The organism is Aquaspirillum sp. (genome assembly GCF_055136605.1).
Window position 1 is genome coordinate 1 of the sequence record NZ_JBSQVP010000054.1, and the last position, 15200, is coordinate 15200.

Genomic DNA, 15200 nt, shown 5'->3' on the forward strand with positions numbered 1-15200 from the left:
CTCTATAACGACTCTATAAAAATTATTCGCTTGTTAGCTTTTTAGAATTTTTATTAAGATAATTCTTTGGGTCTTTTCTTTTTTGATATTCTTTTCATATTTGGTTTAACTTAAAAATTTAAGAAAAAACAGTATGACTAATTACAATGAACTTGGGCAGGAATATATAAGTTACGCATCTGCACCCCAATTAGTTGCATATGGGACCCTCTCATTCCAGTGTGCTGCTGTACTTTCTGCACTGCGCCAAGAAGTTGTTGACTATAAGAATAGTGAATCTATTCCTGTTCTAGTTAGTGACCTTTTACGGCTACTGTCTCGACTGGACACAGTTTTCTACTACTCATCTCGAGTAGCAGATTACCTAAAAGAGATCGAATTACTGCCGAGAGGTACAGGTGTGCTAGGAGCCGATGTACCAGATAAGGATTTTTGTCCACCACTGCAAATTACGCGTAATCACAAAGAACTAGGCATGGAATTTGAATCGCTGATTCTGCACGCTGTGGCTGCTCTTGATAACCTTGCCAATTTATTTGCTGCCCATTGTGGTGGATGTGAAATTTTGAACGTTAAGGGTAAAAGAGTTCAAGTTTATTTTAAGGATGCACGTAGATTACTTGAGAATTCCATGCGATTTGATAAAAGGGCGAAGTACCTCCTAGAGGTGCTTAATGAATGCGAGTCGACGCTTAACGATATTGTGTTATCGATTGGGAGGAAAACACTAAGGAATCACTTAGCTCATGAAACCCCCATTGCAGACCTTACAGAATCGCATTTCATGATCTACTGGTTAGCAGATGGCAGAGTGCTTCGGTTTGACCATGAAGTTTATGGTATGCCCTTAGTCGCATCTGCACGAACTCTCATTCAGACTGTAACTTACTTGGTTATGAAGTCTGTTGCCATTTTATTGGTAACGCCTGATTTAACACTTGCAAAAGAAAAAATAGATGTCGCCCTAAAATTAAAGCGTGATTTGTGTGAGCCTTCTTGGAGTAATCCCGTTGTTTCTTGGCGAAGCTATATTTCAACAAACAAGAGTCATCCAGAATTTACAGTAGTAAAAACAAATGCAGACGGATTTGTCATGAAAAACGTTTATTTGAATCCAGATGTTTTCGAATTTGCAATGCCATTTAATGGGAGATGGTGATCAGAATTTCCATTATTTAAGTGGAAAAAGGATACTGAATTTACTAAGGGCGAACACGTGGTTCGCCCTTTTTTTTTCTTGCTGCTGAGATGTGGCTAGAAAATCACCAATAAACCCCACATTGCCGCCAAATTCACCAACCCCAACAACTGCGCTGCGCTGCCGAGGTCTTTCGCACGTTTAGCGAGAGGATGACGAGCGAGGGAGGTGTGATCGACGGCGGCTTCAATCGCCGAATTAAACAACTCAATCACTAATGTTGCCAAAGAACTGGCCACCAAAATCGCCCGACTTACCCTCATGATATCCGGCCACCACAACGCCAATGGAATCAACAGCAAGGCCAGCAAAGTCAGTTGCCGAAAAGCATCTTCATGCCGCCATGCCGCTGCCAGCCCTTCAATCGAATAGCCCAAAGCATGCCAAACCCGTTTGATACCAGACTTGCCCTTGAATGGGCTTTCCTCCGGTGCTGGTGTGCTCACGCTGTGGCCTGCTGATGTTGCTGCACAGCCCGTTCCACCGCATCAATAAACAAACTGGCGACCGGACAACCAGTTTGCTGCATGATTTCGCGGAAACACGTTGGACTGGTCACGTTAATTTCCGTCAAACGATCACCAATGATATCCAACCCCACCAATAACAAACCACGCTCACGCAACACCGGCCCTAACGCCTCGGCAATGGCGCGGTCGGCATCAGACAATGGCCGTGCTTCCCCTCGGCCGCCTGCGGCTAAATTACCGCGCGTTTCCCCCTCTTTCGGAATCCGCGCCAAACAATAATCCACCGGCACCCCATCAATTAACAACACCCGCTTATCCCCCTCAGTGATAGCAGGGATATAGCGTTGTGCCATGATGGTGCGGGTTTGTTGGCGTGTCATCAGCTCTAAAATCACCGATAAATTAGGGTCGTGGTCGGTAACACGGAAAATACTATCGCCGCCCATGCTATCTAACGGCTTCAAAATCACATCTTGGTGCGTCAAGATAAAATCGCGTAACACCTCATATTGTGAGCTAATGGTGGTCGGTGAAATCCATTCTGGAAATTCTAAAATTGCCAGTTTTTCATTGTGATCGCGCAAGGCTTGACCGCTGTTGATACACAATGCCCCTTGCTTTTCTGCCAATGTCATCAAATGCGTAGCGTACAAATATTCGCTATCAAACGGCGGATCTTTACGCATAATCACTGCGTCAAATGCCGTTAAAGCGGTTGTCTCTGGCTCGCCTTGTTGAAACCACGCATGAGGATCGCCCGTCAAAAACAACTGACCTGCGGTTGCATACACCTTGCCATCTTCTACCGTTAAATCAGCAGCGGTGAGGTAAGAAATTTGATGGCGGCGTTGGGCAGCCTCTTCGATCATGGCAAAGGTGCTGTCTTTGTAGATTTTCAAATGATCGAGTGGATCGGCAATAAAAGCAAAGTGCATCATGATTCCTTAGGCGGCAGTCGGTGCGGTGCGTTCAAGTTCGAGTGCCCCAGCTAACAGGGCAAGACGTGCCACAACACCATAGGCATATAAACGATTGGTTGAGTCTTCTGGGCCACAAGTCCGGTCGGGCAAACATGCACCATCGAAACTCATCGGCGAGAAGTGCATACCGGGGGCATTCAGGTTCTCATCGCGGCCACGTCCCGTATGTACACGATAGAACCCACCGACCACATGGCGATCCATCATGTAAATCACTGGTTCGGCAACGGCTTCACCCACGGTTTCAAAGGTATACACCCCTTCTTGCACAATCACTTCGCTGACTTGTTGCCCTTCTTTGATCACCGACATTTTATTGCGTTGCTTGCGGTTGAGGCCGCGCACATCATCAGGGCTTTTGGCAGTCATCACACCCATGCCATACGTCCCTGCATCGGCTTTCACAATCACAAACGGTGCCACATCAATTTCATATTCACGGTATTTGCTGCCAATCCGCTGCAGAATGTCGGAGACAGTATCGGCTAATTCATCTTCGCCTTGTCGCTCGTGAAAATCGAGCGCACGACAACCGGCAAAATAAGGATTGATTAACCACGGATCGAGATCGAGTAAGTTAGCAAACTCGGTAGCCACTTGGTCGAAAGCACTGAAATGCTGCGTTTTACGGCGCACGGCCCAACCACCGTGAAGCGGTGGTAAGAGAGTTTGTTTAATGCCTTGTAACAGATCAGGGATGCCGGCGGATAAGTCGTTATTCAGTAAAACAATACATGGATCAAAGCCATCATCACCGACGGTAACCCGATCTCCCTCGCGGCGTAGCGGTTCGAGGGTCAGTTGTACGCCATCGCCCGCATCCAGTTGGGTGATCTCATTGATATCTGGCGACAAACTACCTAAACGCACCTGTAACCCAGCCGTTTCTAAAATATGCCGTAAGGCGGCGATATTTTTCAGGTAGAAAGTGTTGCGGGTATGGTTTTCTGGAATCAGCAATATACTTTTGGCACGGGGGCAGGCGTGTTCAACAGCGCTGGCAACGGCTTGTACCGCCAACGGCAACGCATCGGGATTGAGGTTGTTAAAACCACCAGGGAATAAATTCATATCCACCGGTGCCAGTTTGAACCCACTATTGCGTAGATCAACTGAACCATAGAACGGGGCTTGATGGTTGCTCCATTGATTACGGAACCAGTGTTCAATTTGTGGTTGGGCAGCAAGAAAACGCCGCTCTAGTTCCAATAACGGGCCGGTCAAGTGGGTTGCTAGCGAAGGTACGGGCATACTCTTTCCCTATTGTTTGGGATTCAAAGGCTCATCTATGGCGGTGCCTCGCCGCATTTTCAATCGAAACACGACGATTTCATCCGGAATTTAGGTAGGGCATACCGTCTGATGGGCCGGTGGCAAGGCCGGTTCAGCATACGCGCTCTGCCAACGTTGTAACACCTCTGGCAAGTGACAACGATGATTTTGTCCCCCTTGGTGTTCAATCTTGATGGCGCCGAGTACGCTGGCAAACTGCAAAATACTCAACCATGACCAGCCTTGGTGTAAACCATACAACACGCCTGCGCGGAAAGCATCTCCACAACCAGTGGGGTCAATCGCTTGGCTGATGGGGGCGGCGGCGACATGCAGGGTGGTGTGATCGGCAAGATAGACGTCACTGCCGCCAGCCCCTTGTGTAATCACTACCGCTTGCAGTTGGCCTTGCCCTGCTAGGGTATGGGCAGCGTGTCCGGTGCGTTCAGTAAATAGCTCGGCTTCATATTGATTTAAGGTCAGCACATGGGCCAGTTTGGCACAGTGTAAAAGCTCTTCCCCACTCAATAACGGTAACTCTTGGCCGGGGTCGAAAATAAAAGGAATCTGTGCTGCAGCGAGTTGAGGCGGAAAGGCAATATCCCCTGCTCGTCCCGTCGGGGCAACAATCGCCCATTTCACCGCCTCGCGTACTTCACTAATCTGATTTTGATCGGCAAAGTTCATTGCACCGGGATGAAAAGCAGTGATTTGGTTACCGTCTTGATCGCTATTGATAAAACATTGTGCAGTGTAGTGCGCTGGCAAGACACGGATATAATCGGTCCGTATCCCTTGTTGGTTCAGATAGTCGTGATAGCTGGCAAAATCTTTACCGACTGTCGCCATCAATAAAGGCTGGGCTCCTAGTTGGTGTAAGGTATAGGCAATATTGCCACCACAGCCGCCGAACTCTCGCCGCAATTCTGGTGTCACAAAGCACACCGAAAGTCGGTGCAAATGGTCGCTTAAGAGATGTTGGTGAAAATGACCGGGATAATGCAGTAGGGTATCGTAAGCCACCGAGCCACAGACCAAGATCGACATTGCTGTTGCCTTTACATCAGAAAAAGAGCAAACATTCTAAGCGCATCAGTCGGTGATCACCATGCAACAAGCACAAAAAGGATGAAAATATGGCATTGTTTAGCCGCCGCCATTTGATGATGGCCGCATTGATTGCTGCTTGCAGTCCCCTCTCTGCGTGGGCAGGTTCAGCACTCGATCAGGCGCGTTTTCCTGATGTGAATGGCAAACTACAGTCGGTTGAAAATTGGCGTGGGAAAGTGGTGGTGGTCAATTTTTGGGCGACATGGTGTGCCCCTTGCCGCGAAGAAATGCCGATGTTAAACACCTTTTCACAACGGTTTGGCCCACATGGTGTCGCGGTGGTGGGGATTGCTCTGGATCAGAAAATCCCCGTTAAAAATTTCGCCCAACAATTTTCTATTACCTATCCACTGTTGGTGGCGGATAACAGTGCTTTGGAGTTGATGCGGACGATTGGCAATAAAATCGGCGCTTTGCCTTTTACCGTGGTGCTAGACCGTGATGGCAATATCACGGCCCGTCTGACCGGTAAAATCACCGAACAAAACCTACTAGATGCTGTTAAACCGCGCCTCTAAACGGTTTAGGCCATTTTAGGTTCTACGGTGGTATGCGTAGGGGTCGTTTGGTTGCCACAGACGGCGGCCAAACTGGCACGAGTGGCATGATAAAGATGAGTGATGTCTGCCTCAGTGGTGCAATAAGGCGGCATAAAGTACACTGTTTTCCCAATGGGTCGCACCAAACATTCGTGTTTTAACATCTCACGGAAAAAAGCGAGGGCAAAATCATTGCGTTCGCAGACCACATCAAACGCCCAAATCATCCCACAGTGGCGGAAATGTGTGACCCACGGTAAATCACACAAGCCTTGTAATTGCTGGGTGAAAGCCTCGGCTTTCTGCTTATTGCACTGCAATACCTGATCTTGTTCAAAAATATCGAGCACCGCCAGCGCCGCCGCACAAGCCAAAGGATTCCCCGTGTAGCTGTGTGAATGTAAAAAGCCGCGTGTGACATCTGGATCATAAAAAGCGTGATAAACCGCATCAGTGGTGAGCACGACAGATAACGGCAAATAGCCGCCGGTAATCCCTTTTGATAAACATAGAAAATCAGGTGTGATCTCGGCGTGTTGGTGGGCAAAGAAGCGACCGGTACGGCCAAAGCCAACGGCGATTTCATCTGCAATCAATAACACGTCGTAACGATCGCACAGCTCGCGGATACGCCGTAAATAATGTGGGTGATACATTGCCATGCCGGCCGCCCCTTGGACTAAGGGCTCGACGATCATGGCGGCAATTTGTTGATGTTGTGTGGCGAAGCACTGTTCTACTGCCTGTGCGGCGTGTTCGGCGAGTTGCTCTGCATTGATGTCTGTGCTGGCGTGTCGGTTATCCGGACACGGTACCGATAGACCTTCAAGTAACAGCGGGGCGTAGGTTTGACGAAATAAGGGAATATCCGTCACTGCCAGTGCACCAACGGTTTCACCGTGATAGCTGTTTTCGAGATGCACAAAACGCGTTTTCTCTGGTTGTCCTTGATTGCGCCAATAATGAAAGCTCATTTTCAAGGCAATTTCTGTTGCCGAAGCGCCATCCGATCCATAAAAAGCATGGCCCAGCCCAGATAACGCACCAAGACGTTCTGACAATTCAACCACAGGCCGATGGGTAAACCCTGCCAGCATCACATGTTCCAGTTGATCCATCTGGCGGCTGATGGCAGCTTTGATGCGTGGCTCATTATGGCCAAATAGATTAACCCACCATGAACTGACGGCGTCTAAATAACGAGCGCCTTGTTCACCATATAACCAACTGCCTTCCCCACGAATAATAGGGACAATCGGTAGGGTTTCGTGACGTTGCATTTGGGTGCAAGGGTGCCAAACCGCTGCGCGGCTGCGTGCTAATAAATCCTGAGAGGGCGACATCGGGCGACTTCCATAAAAAACAGGCCCACGAGGGGCCTGTTGTCAGTGTGCGAAAACAAGTATTAAGCGATGACGATTTCGTTGTGATTTTGTAGCATCGCGCTACGCATTTTTTGTAGGGCTTTCGCTTCAATTTGACGGATACGTTCTGCTGACACATTGAACTCAGCGGCTAAATCATGCAGGGTTAAGCCACCATCGTCAGCTAACCAACGTGCTTCAATAATGCGGCGACTCCGTGCGTCGAGGCTTTCTAACGCTTCGTGAATCCCTTCTTTTTGTAAGCGGTCGAAAGCTTTGCGTTCAATTTGATGGGTGGGCTCGTTGTCGTGGTCGGCAAGCCAATCGATAGGCGAAAACGCATCATCATCGTCGTTGTCTGCGACCAAACCGATGTCTTGCCCGCTCATGCGGGTTTCCATCTCGCGTACTTCTTCGGGTTTCACGCCTAAAGCCAAAGCAATATCTTGTGCTTCGCTATCGCTGAGTGCGCTAAAGCCACGTTTCATCGAGCGCAGGTTAAAAAACAACTTACGCTGTGGTTTGGTGGTGGCGATACGCACTAAGCGCCAGTTACGCAAGATAAATTCGTGAATTTCCGCTTTAATCCAGTGCACCGCAAAAGAAAACAGCCGCACACCACGGGTGGGTTCAAAGCGTTTGACCGCCTTCATCAAGCCAATGTTGCCTTCTTGAATCAAGTCCGCCTGTTGTAAGCCATAACCAGAATAGCCGCGTGCAATCGACACCACGACTCGCAGGTGTGACATCACCAGTTCGCGGGCAGCGTCAATGTCCTGGTGTTCTTGATGACGGGTTGCCAATTCAAGTTCACGTTCTGGGGTCAGCATCGGGATGCTGTTCACCGCTGCGATATAGCTCTCCAGACTGCCGTTGCTGGATGGAATTGGTAATGCGAATGCTTTGCTCATCTTTCGCTTTCCTTTCCGGAAGATGTCTTCTTTGTTTTTATTCTAGCACTCGTCTATGGAGAGTGCTAGAAATAGACTAGTTTTTTAGTCAAGTATTTTTTTATCGCAACTATAGTGTTTCTCTATCAAAACTGACTTAAAGCAGCGATCGAATGTGACCATTGTTTAACCACTATATTAACCTTGTCTTAAATACGGTTGGCATCAGCGTGGTTCCAGTTTGCGCAATAAGCGCGTGCATGTCCATGCCGCAGTTAAACAAGAGAGGCCAATGATACTGACAACCAACAAGGCACTTTCTTCCAAATTTAGGCTGTGTAGTTCCGCTTGGCTATGATAGAGCGCGGCAAAATCAGCAATCAAAGGATTGAGTGTCGCGATAAAGGCTTGAGCCAAGCCCCATCCTAATGCCGCAGCAATTCCCCCTTGCCACACTGCCAAATAGAGAAAAGGCCGCCGGATAAAGGGATTGGGAGCACCGATCAATTTTGATACTTCAATCGCATCACGGTGTGCCAAGATCTGCATACGAATCATATTATGGGTGACCAACAGTAAGGTCACTGCCAAGCTTGCACCTAACACCAAGGTGAAATGTTGTAGCACAGCCAAAATTTGTGCCAATTTGCGCGCCCAACCGGCATCAAATTGCGTATTTTCGACCAGCGGTAAGTGACTGAGTTCCACCGCCAATTGTTCCATCTGTTCTGGCGTCAGTTCTTTTGGGCGGATGATAAAAGCATCTGGTAGGGGATTACCGCCAAGGGCTTGGCCGATGTCTTGTAGATTTTGTTTTTCTAGTAAGACTTTCAGCGCCTGTTCACGGCTGATAAATTCATAGTCGGCGATTGACTTATGCTGGCGCAAATGTTCATCCACCACGACAACATCAGTCCGTTCGGCATTCAGCTCCATAAAGACGGTAATTTCGGGCTTAACGGTCAACCCTTGGCTCCATTGTTGGGCGCTGCTGACCAAGAGATACAGACAAACCGGCAGTGCCACGGCCAATCCCAACATCGCCAGTCCTAATAAACTGCTTAAGGGTTGCTGGAGTAGTGTGCGGAGTGCTTGGCTTGCTGCCCGCAGGTGTAAATAAAAAAAGCGTTGCATACACACCCTAGCCTAGTTTGCCTTGAGAAAGCCGAATAGTGCGTTGGCCATATTCGCGCATCAATATTTCATCGTGGGCTGAGATCACAATCGTGACGCCAACCTGATGGAAGGATTTAAACAACTCCATAATATCCTGTGCATAAGCGCGGTCGAGATTGCCGGTGGGTTCGTCGGCTAACAAAATGGCGGGTCGATGGACGACGGCGCGGGCAATACAAAGGCGCTGTTGTTCACCACCGGATAAGCGCACCGGATTCATTTTCTCTTTATTAAGCAAGCCCACCTTGTCTAGGGCGGCCCGAACACGCTTGGCGGCTTCTCGGCGATCAAAACCAATAATTTCTAATGGCAACAGCACATTTTCATGCACAGTGCGGTCGAACAGAATTTTATGATCTTGAAAAATCAAACCAATGTGTTGCCGTAGATAGGCCAGTTCGGTGGGGTGCATCTTAGAAAGATTTTGCCCATTCACTGTCACTGTCCCACGGTTGGCACGTTCAATGCCAGCAATCAATTTCAACAAGGTGGATTTGCCGGCCCCTGAATGGCCGGCAAGAAACACCATCTCACCCTTGTCGATTTGAAAGGTCAATTGGTTAAGAGCTTCAATCCCGCCAGGATACACTTTGCTGACTTCAGAAAATTGAATCATCGGGTTGGGTGAGGGGGCGCTGGTCATGGTTAGCTTTGCTTAATCGAATAACGCATCGATATAGTCACGGGCATGGAAAGGACGTAAATCGTCTAAGGTCTCACCAACACCAATAAAGCGCAGTGGCACGGGGCGTTCGCGAGCAATGGCCGCAATCACGCCCCCTTTTGCTGTACCGTCCAATTTAGTCAAAATTAGACCGGTTAAGCCCAAGGCATCATCGAAGGCTTTCACTTGTGTGAGGGCATTCTGTCCGGTATTGGCATCTAATACCAATAAGGCTTCATGTGGTGCACCGGGGAGTGCTTTGTCAATGACACGTTTGACCTTTTTGATTTCTTCCATCAAATGTAACTGGGTGGGCAACCGTCCTGCTGTATCCACCAAGACAATATCGATTTTGCGGGCAATGGCAGATTGAATGGCATCAAAACAGACGGCAGCGGCATCCCCTTTTTCCTGAGAAATCACGGTCACATTATTACGTGCACCCCATTCAGCCAGTTGCTCGCGTGCTGCTGCGCGGAAAGTATCCCCTGCGGCGAGCAAGACAGATAAACCTTGACCTTGGAAATATTTGGCCAATTTACCAATCGAGGTGGTTTTACCTGCACCGTTTACCCCCGCCATCAGGATAATAAAAGGACGATGTTGATCGGTTTGTAACGGTTTTTCCAACGGCAAAATCAGTTCATGTAGGGCATCTTTCAGCGCACCTTTTAATTCACTGGCGTCTTTGAGACCTTTTAAGGATACACGCTCACGCACTTCTTTTAATAAGTGTGTGGTAGCAGGGACGCCCATATCAGCGGTTAATAAGACTGTTTCGAGTTCTTCGTACAAGTCTTCGTCGATTTTGCCCCCACCGAACAACCCCGCCAGCGATTTACCTAGCTTATCGCGTGTCTTGGCAAGGCCACTTTTCAGCCGCTCTGTCCATGACAATTTACGAGAGGCTGGCGCCTCTGCTGCTACAGGCGGTGGTGGTGGGGTGACGGTGACGGTGACGGGAACCTTTGTCTCGATAACAGGCTCGGATACCACCACAGGTTCGATTGATTCGGCAGGGGGGGCTGTTGGTGTGGTGGGCTCGGTGCTAACAACGGGCTCAACAACTGGCGGTTTTTTCTTTTTGAAGAAACTAAACATGAGAGAATTGATAAACCATCTGCGAAATAAAAACAGGTGACATTACAACAGTCAGTCAGCGCAATTGGCACAAGGGTGTTGACTGTCATCGTGGTGGCAAGCCAACTGGTTGACAGTGGCAAGCCGGTCAAAATCGGAATTGTATTCGGTTTTTCTTCTGCTTAGGACATGAACCATCATGGCAAAGCTTTTTTCTCTGCGTTCGGTGTTGTGTGGTCTGCTGCTTGGTGTCTCGATCACAGCACAGGCAGAAACGGTAGAAAAAACTCTTGATAACGGCTTAAAGCTGATTGTCCGTACCGATGAACGGGCCCCAGTTGTGGTGTCACAACTGTGGTATCGCGTCGGTTCGGTCGATGAAAGCCAAGGGTTAACCGGTGTTTCCCACGCATTAGAACACATGATGTTCCGTGGCACACAACAGGTTGGTGACGGTGAATTTTCGCAACGCATTGCTGCTTTAGGTGGAAAACACAACGCCTTTACCAGCCGTGATTATACGGTTTACTTTGAACAATTAGCGGCAGATCGCGTAGAAGAGGCCATTCGGCTAGAAGCCGATCGGATGGGGAATTTGCGGATTGCTGATGATTTATTCGCTAAAGAAATTCAAGTGATTCGCGAAGAACGCCGCTTGCGGACTGATGATCAGCCGACAGGCGTGTTATTTGAACAATTGTCTGCCCAAGCATTAGTCGCCAACCCAGCGCGTCATCCGATTATTGGTTGGGCCGATGATCTACATACCATGCAGGCCAGTGATTTACGGCGGTGGTATCAAATGTGGTATGCACCAAACAACGCCACATTGGTGATTGTTGGCGCGGTTAAACCAGAGCACGTGTTCCGCATGGCTGAAAAACACTTTGGTGTTTTACCAAAACGTCCCATTCCGAACATTGTGCCACGACAAGAACCGGAACCGTTAGGTCTCAAACGTTTTACGGTCCATCGTCCTTCCGAGCTGAGCTATCTTGCTATGGCATGGCAAGTCCCTCGTCTATCGCCCAATCAAGCGCAAACAGATGCCCCTGCGTTGGCGATGCTGGCGGCGGTGTTGGATGGGCTAGAGTCATCACGATTGCCGAAAACACTGGTCAGAGAACAGAAATCTGCCAGTTCAGTGAGTGTGGATTACGACATGCTGGGACGGGGTGCTGCGCTATTTACCATTACCGCAGTGCCGGCGGCAGGGGTGGCTGTGACGGATATGGAAATGGCCATTCGTAAACAGCTGGCGCAATTGGTGAAACACGGGGTGAGTGACAGCGAGTTACAACGTCTGCGTACCCAAATGCGCGCTTCACGGGTCTATGAAAAAGATTCTTTATTTGGTCAGGCCATGAATTTGGGGCGGTTGGCATCATTAGGGTTTGATTGGCGTCAGGAAGACACTTTATTAGAACAATTGCTTGCGGTGACCAGTGCCGATATTCAACGTGTGGCTCAGCGTTATCTAGTCGATCAGCGTTTAACTGTCGGTGTGTTATTACCAGAAAAAACGACAACTGTTGCAATCGCAAAAGGGGCAAAACATGCTAACTAAGGTGATGAAACCGTGGCGACAGGTGCAAGTGGCTGCTTTGGCTTTGGGGATGGCGTTGAGTACCAGTTGGGTTCAGGCCCAACAGTTGCTGCGCTGGCAAACCGAACAGGGTGCGAAAGTGGTGTTTATCGAGAGCCGTAATCAACCGATATTAGATGTGCGGGTTGATTTTAATGCGGGTTCTTGGCGCGACTCACCGCAAAAAGCTGGGTTATCCGCCCTGACGCTATCGTTATTGCAAGCCGGAACGACACAATATTCTGAACAAGCCTTAGCAGAAAAACTGGCCGATCAAGGAGCGCGCCTCAGTAGTTCCATTGAAACGGAGCGCGCTGGCTTACAACTGCGAACCTTAAGCAGTGAGCCACAGCGTACGGCTGCTTTAGCGTTATTGACAGATTTATTAGCCAATCCCAGTTTTCCTGTGGCAGCGGTTGAGCGTGAAAAAAAACGCACCATCGAGGGCTTAAAACAGGCAGAAACGGATGCGGCAAGTGTGGCAGATCGTTTATTGACCTCTGCCATCTACCCAAACCATCCTTATGGATATGAGGCGCTGACTTCGATTGCAACGGTTTCTCGTATTCAACGCGCCGACATTTTAGCCTTCTGGCAACAATACTATCAGGCCGCTTCCGCTACAGTCACGCTCGTCGGTGATATTAGCCAACAGGATGCTCGAGATATTGCTCAATCGCTTACCCAAAAGCTGCCACGCCCCAGTTCGCCACAGGCCACATTAAACAAAGTGCCTGCGGTTGCTTCTCAATCGTTGATTAAACGGCCTCATCCATCCTCTCAGGTGCATATCATGTTGGGAATGCCGCTGTTGCAACGGCATGACCCTGACTACTATCCGCTTTTGGTCGGCAACTATATTTTGGGCGGTGGGGGATTTGACTCGCGTTTGATGAAAGTGCTGCGCGATCAGCATGGGCTGACATATGGTGTGAGCAGTTATATGAGTCCATTGCGTGAAGCTGGCCCCTTCGTGATTCAGTTGGCCACAGAAAAAAAGAATGCGGATAAAGCGGCGAACCTAATCGATTCGGTGGTTCAACAATTTATTACGCAGGGGCCAACGGCTGAGGAGTTGACTCAGGCAAAAAATCATCTCATTGGGGGTTTCCCGTTGCGCCTAGATAACAACCGTAAATTGCTCGACTATGCGGCGGTAATAGGTTTCTATGGTTTGCCCGATGATTTTCTCTCTGCTTACACCCAACGTATTGCTGCTGTCAGCCGTGAACAAATTCAACAAGCTTTTGCGCGCCGTGTGGCTTCCCAACAATGGCAACGGGTGATGGTGGGTGTTGAGCCTTAATCGCCAGAGCAACGCCAATGCTAAAATGCAACTTAAGCGATTTTATATTGGATGATTGATGTCACATTCAGCACGTAGTCAGAATAAAGGCAGCCACAAAGTACGGATTATCGGCGGCAGTTTACGCCGCCGCTTGATTACTTTTCCCGATAGTGAAGGCTTACGCCCTTCTCCAGACCGAGTTCGTGAAACCTTATTTAACTGGTTGGGACAAGAAATGACTGGCCAGTTGTGTTTAGATGCTTTTGCAGGCAGTGGTGCTCTTGGGTTTGAAGCTGCCTCTCGTGGGGCAAAAGCGGTATTTATGTTAGAGGCCTCACGTATCGCTGTGGCGGCATTAAAGGACAATCAAAAACAACTGACTGCGCATACCGTACAAGTGGTGCAAACGGATGCCCTCGCGTGGATGCGACAAGCGAAAGTGCCATTTGATACGATCTTTCTTGATCCGCCTTTTGCTTCCGATTTATTACCTAAAGCATTAACGTTGATCCAACAGCAAGGATTACTGACGGCTACCGGTTGTGTCTATATTGAAACTGGATTGTGGCCAGAGCCTGAGCAACTGTCTGGTTGGGATGTGGTGAAACAAGCAAAAGCGGGTCATGTGCATTACGGTCTGTTGCGATTAGCTGCGGCAGCGCCTTAGTGCTGTCTTGCAGTGAAGCGGTAGCAATGCCACAATCCACCACGAAGTAAATACTTGAGGAAAATAGTATGGCTTTAATCATCACCGACGAATGCATCAACTGTGATGTCTGTGAACCGGAATGTCCCAACAATGCGATCTCGCAGGGTGAAGAGATTTATGTGATTGATCCCAATCTCTGTACGCAATGTGTGGGTCACTATGACGAGCCACAGTGTCAACAAGTCTGTCCTGTGGACTGTATTCCTTTGGATCCTGCGCACCAAGAAACCCATGATGAGCTGTATCAGAAATATTTGATCATCACGGGTAAATCGGCGTAAGACTGAATGCAGTCCGCTAACCTGATGAATTGAAATAAAAAAGCCCGTTTATGCGGGCTTTTTTACTTTTTACGCAAAAATTTTTTGCAAAAAGCGCTTGACTGGTCTACGAGATGTCTTTATAGTTCGGGTCTCTTTCAGGAGGGATTCCCGAGCGGTCAAAGGGATCAGACTGTAAATCTGACGGCTCTGCCTTCGAAGGTTCGAATCCTTCTCCCTCCACCAGAATTTGTTGTAATAGTTTTAAATTGGCGGTGTTAAGCAGGCGGGTGTAGCTCAATGGTAGAGCAGAAGCCTTCCAAGCTTACGACGAGGGTTCGATTCCCTTCACCCGCTCCAGTGCAATAAGTCAAAAGGCCCATGTAGCTCAGGGGTAGAGCACTCCCTTGGTAAGGGAGAGGTCGGCGGTTCAATTCCGCCCATGGGCACCATCTTCTTTTTGTTTGGCTTAAAAGTCAAAGGAAATGTCCGATCATGGCAAAAGAGAAGTTCGAGCGTACCAAGCCCCACGTTAACGTAGGTACCATTGGCCACGTTGACCACGGTAAAACCACGCTGACCGCTGCAATCACCACTATCTTGTCGAAAAAATTC

At 48.8% G+C, this 15200-nt stretch carries 16 protein-coding genes and 3 tRNA genes; 10 read left to right on the plus strand and 9 right to left on the minus strand.

The genetic code is table 11. The features are described 5' to 3' along the window. Positions 1-133: 133 nt before the first annotated feature. Positions 134-1159 (plus strand): hypothetical protein, encoded by a 1026-nt coding sequence (locus ACTBZS_RS09420; RefSeq protein ID WP_463043947.1) that lies wholly within the window; start codon positions 134-136, stop codon positions 1157-1159. A gap of 95 nt (positions 1160-1254) precedes the next feature. Here ACTBZS_RS09420 and ACTBZS_RS09425 read toward each other — a convergent pair whose 3' ends face one another. The 4 genes from ACTBZS_RS09425 to ACTBZS_RS09440 form a co-directional block, all read right to left on the minus strand. Continuing rightward, positions 1255-1644: a diacylglycerol kinase gene (locus ACTBZS_RS09425; protein ID WP_463043948.1), complete on the minus strand. Its 390-nt coding sequence runs from the start codon at positions 1642-1644 to the stop codon at positions 1255-1257. Continuing rightward, complete coding sequence (gene gshB / locus ACTBZS_RS09430) at positions 1641-2603, minus strand: glutathione synthase (protein WP_463043952.1); 963 nt, start codon at positions 2601-2603, stop codon at positions 1641-1643. The genes ACTBZS_RS09425 and gshB overlap by 4 nt, the downstream gene beginning before the upstream one ends. Before the next feature lie 9 nt (positions 2604-2612). Further along, on the minus strand, positions 2613-3899 hold the full coding sequence (gene gshA, locus ACTBZS_RS09435; protein ID WP_460429268.1) for a glutamate--cysteine ligase: 1287 nt from the start codon (positions 3897-3899) through the stop codon (positions 2613-2615). Between the two features lie 90 nt (positions 3900-3989). Next, on the minus strand, positions 3990-4967 hold the full coding sequence (locus ACTBZS_RS09440; protein ID WP_460429269.1) for a carbohydrate kinase family protein: 978 nt from the start codon (positions 4965-4967) through the stop codon (positions 3990-3992). An 89-nt stretch (positions 4968-5056) separates the two neighbouring features. On the opposite strand from ACTBZS_RS09440, the gene ACTBZS_RS09445 reads away from it, so the two are divergent. Next, complete coding sequence (locus tag ACTBZS_RS09445) at positions 5057-5548, plus strand: TlpA family protein disulfide reductase (protein ID WP_460429270.1); 492 nt, start codon at positions 5057-5059, stop codon at positions 5546-5548. 5 nt (positions 5549-5553) lie between these two features. Here the strand turns inward: ACTBZS_RS09445 and bioA are convergent, their stop codons facing one another. The 5 genes from bioA to ftsY all read right to left on the minus strand — a co-directional run bounded on the left by bioA (position 5554) and on the right by ftsY (position 10764). Further along, entirely contained in the window at positions 5554-6912 is a 1359-nt protein-coding gene (bioA, locus tag ACTBZS_RS09450) for an adenosylmethionine--8-amino-7-oxononanoate transaminase (RefSeq protein ID WP_460429271.1), read from the minus strand. A gap of 62 nt (positions 6913-6974) precedes the next feature. Further along, complete coding sequence (gene rpoH, locus ACTBZS_RS09455; RefSeq protein WP_460429272.1) at positions 6975-7844, minus strand: RNA polymerase sigma factor RpoH; 870 nt, start codon at positions 7842-7844, stop codon at positions 6975-6977. 204 nt (positions 7845-8048) lie between these two features. Then, positions 8049-8957, minus strand: a complete 909-nt coding sequence (locus ACTBZS_RS09460; RefSeq protein WP_463043949.1) for a cell division protein FtsX — start codon at positions 8955-8957, stop codon at positions 8049-8051. A gap of 7 nt (positions 8958-8964) precedes the next feature. Beyond that, positions 8965-9615, minus strand: coding sequence for a cell division ATP-binding protein FtsE (ftsE, locus tag ACTBZS_RS09465; RefSeq protein WP_027405420.1), 651 nt, complete (start codon positions 9613-9615; stop codon positions 8965-8967). 39 nt (positions 9616-9654) lie between these two features. After that, entirely contained in the window at positions 9655-10764 is a 1110-nt protein-coding gene (gene ftsY / locus ACTBZS_RS09470; RefSeq protein WP_022654600.1) for a signal recognition particle-docking protein FtsY, read from the minus strand. 178 nt (positions 10765-10942) lie between these two features. Here ftsY and ACTBZS_RS09475 point away from each other — a divergent pair, with 178 nt between their 5' ends. The 8 genes from ACTBZS_RS09475 to ACTBZS_RS09510 form a co-directional block, all read left to right on the plus strand. After that, complete coding sequence (locus ACTBZS_RS09475; protein ID WP_463043950.1) at positions 10943-12310, plus strand: M16 family metallopeptidase; 1368 nt, start codon at positions 10943-10945, stop codon at positions 12308-12310. Continuing rightward, a complete protein-coding gene (locus tag ACTBZS_RS09480) occupies positions 12300-13634 on the plus strand; it encodes a M16 family metallopeptidase (RefSeq protein ID WP_463043951.1) in 1335 nt (444 codons plus the stop codon). The genes ACTBZS_RS09475 and ACTBZS_RS09480 overlap by 11 nt, the downstream gene beginning before the upstream one ends. Positions 13635-13692: 58 nt before the next feature. After that, positions 13693-14283, plus strand: a complete 591-nt coding sequence (gene rsmD, locus ACTBZS_RS09485) for a 16S rRNA (guanine(966)-N(2))-methyltransferase RsmD (protein ID WP_460429276.1) — start codon at positions 13693-13695, stop codon at positions 14281-14283. Positions 14284-14351: 68 nt separating this feature from the next. Continuing rightward, the gene (locus tag ACTBZS_RS09490; protein ID WP_022654604.1) at positions 14352-14606 is read left to right on the plus strand and encodes a YfhL family 4Fe-4S dicluster ferredoxin; all 255 of its coding nucleotides are present in this window, start codon (positions 14352-14354) and stop codon (positions 14604-14606) included. 140 nt (positions 14607-14746) lie between these two features. Further along, positions 14747-14831: transfer RNA gene (locus ACTBZS_RS09495), tRNA-Tyr, on the plus strand. 40 nt (positions 14832-14871) lie between these two features. Then, positions 14872-14945, plus strand: a tRNA-Gly gene (locus ACTBZS_RS09500). A 17-nt stretch (positions 14946-14962) separates the two neighbouring features. Continuing rightward, positions 14963-15037 (plus strand) — tRNA-Thr (locus tag ACTBZS_RS09505). A 43-nt stretch (positions 15038-15080) separates the two neighbouring features. Further along, positions 15081-15200: GTP-binding protein (locus tag ACTBZS_RS09510; protein ID WP_045050002.1), on the plus strand; the 120-nt coding region annotated here is incomplete at its 3' end.

Coding starts and splice junctions, on each gene's coding strand:
- ACTBZS_RS09420 (WP_463043947.1), top strand. CDS start 134: ATGACTAATTACAATGAACTTGGGCAGGAATATATAAGTTACGCATCT.
- gshB (WP_463043952.1), bottom strand. CDS start 2,603: ATGCACTTTGCTTTTATTGCCGATCCACTCGATCATTTGAAAATCTAC.
- gshA (WP_460429268.1), bottom strand. CDS start 3,899: ATGCCCGTACCTTCGCTAGCAACCCACTTGACCGGCCCGTTATTGGAA.
- ACTBZS_RS09440 (WP_460429269.1), bottom strand. CDS start 4,967: ATGTCGATCTTGGTCTGTGGCTCGGTGGCTTACGATACCCTACTGCAT.
- ACTBZS_RS09445 (WP_460429270.1), top strand. CDS start 5,057: ATGGCATTGTTTAGCCGCCGCCATTTGATGATGGCCGCATTGATTGCT.
- bioA (WP_460429271.1), bottom strand. CDS start 6,912: ATGTCGCCCTCTCAGGATTTATTAGCACGCAGCCGCGCAGCGGTTTGG.
- rpoH (WP_460429272.1), bottom strand. CDS start 7,844: ATGAGCAAAGCATTCGCATTACCAATTCCATCCAGCAACGGCAGTCTG.
- ACTBZS_RS09460 (WP_463043949.1), bottom strand. CDS start 8,957: ATGCAACGCTTTTTTTATTTACACCTGCGGGCAGCAAGCCAAGCACTC.
- ftsE (WP_027405420.1), bottom strand. CDS start 9,615: ATGATTCAATTTTCTGAAGTCAGCAAAGTGTATCCTGGCGGGATTGAA.
- ftsY (WP_022654600.1), bottom strand. CDS start 10,764: ATGTTTAGTTTCTTCAAAAAGAAAAAACCGCCAGTTGTTGAGCCCGTT.
- ACTBZS_RS09475 (WP_463043950.1), top strand. CDS start 10,943: ATGGCAAAGCTTTTTTCTCTGCGTTCGGTGTTGTGTGGTCTGCTGCTT.
- ACTBZS_RS09480 (WP_463043951.1), top strand. CDS start 12,300: ATGCTAACTAAGGTGATGAAACCGTGGCGACAGGTGCAAGTGGCTGCT.
- rsmD (WP_460429276.1), top strand. CDS start 13,693: ATGTCACATTCAGCACGTAGTCAGAATAAAGGCAGCCACAAAGTACGG.
- ACTBZS_RS09490 (WP_022654604.1), top strand. CDS start 14,352: ATGGCTTTAATCATCACCGACGAATGCATCAACTGTGATGTCTGTGAA.